This window comes from Pseudomonas sp. LJDD11, from assembly GCF_024584215.1.
Lineage (GTDB): Bacteria > Pseudomonadota > Gammaproteobacteria > Pseudomonadales > Pseudomonadaceae > Aquipseudomonas.
In genome coordinates this window covers 1-675 of sequence record NZ_JANJFL010000084.1, presented here as the reverse complement: position 1 = coordinate 675, position 675 = coordinate 1, and the positions used below count along the sequence as shown (strand labels likewise).

2 protein-coding genes are annotated in these 675 nt (G+C 56.7%); one reads left to right on the top strand and one right to left on the bottom strand.

From position 1 onward, the window contains the following. On the bottom strand, positions 1–128 hold a 128-nt coding region (locus tag NRB16_RS28855), incomplete at its 3' end, for a LysR family transcriptional regulator (RefSeq protein WP_257107560.1). Positions 129–230: 102 nt separating this feature from the next. On the opposite strand from NRB16_RS28855, the gene NRB16_RS28850 reads away from it, so the two are divergent. Beyond that, positions 231–675, top strand: a 445-nt coding sequence (locus NRB16_RS28850) for an aldehyde dehydrogenase family protein (protein WP_257107559.1), incomplete at its 3' end; no start/stop codon positions are given.

Below are 675 nucleotides of genomic sequence, written 5' to 3'. Positions count from 1 at the left end.
AGATCGCTTTCCAGTTGCTTGATGCGCGTGGTCAGGTTCGAGGGTACACGATGGATGTGCTGTGCCGCGGCGCTGATGCTGCCTTGCTCGGCAACGGCCTTGAATATTTCGAGCTGGACGAGATCCAATTCATTCTCCAAACGTGAAAGATACGATCATTATTATTCAGTTTAACGAAAAACAGCACGACGATACTCTGGCCCCATTCCCACCTACAAGAGGATGGCGTCATGACACAGATTTCCAGCCACACCCATGCAATTTCGATCAACCCGGCCAATGGTGAACAGGTCGGCCATTATGCGTTCGAGCCTGACTCGGCACTGGATGACGCGCTTTCACGTGCGGCTGAAGGTTATGCGTCATGGAAACGCAAGACGATCGATGAGCGCGCACAGTTGTTGATAGCACTGAGCAAGGCATTACGCGACAACACAACGTCCATGGCGCAGATGATCACCCGGGAAATGGGCAAGCCCATCGCCCAGGCCCGTGGCGAAATCGAGAAATGCGCGCAGCTCTGCGAGTGGTACGCCAGCCATGGTCCGGCCATGCTTGCACCGGAACCGACGCTGGTCGAGAACAACAAGGCGCGTATCGAATACCGCCCGCTTGGCCCGATCCTGGCCGTCGTGCCATGGAACTTCCCCGTCTGGCAGGTGCTGCGGGGTGCCG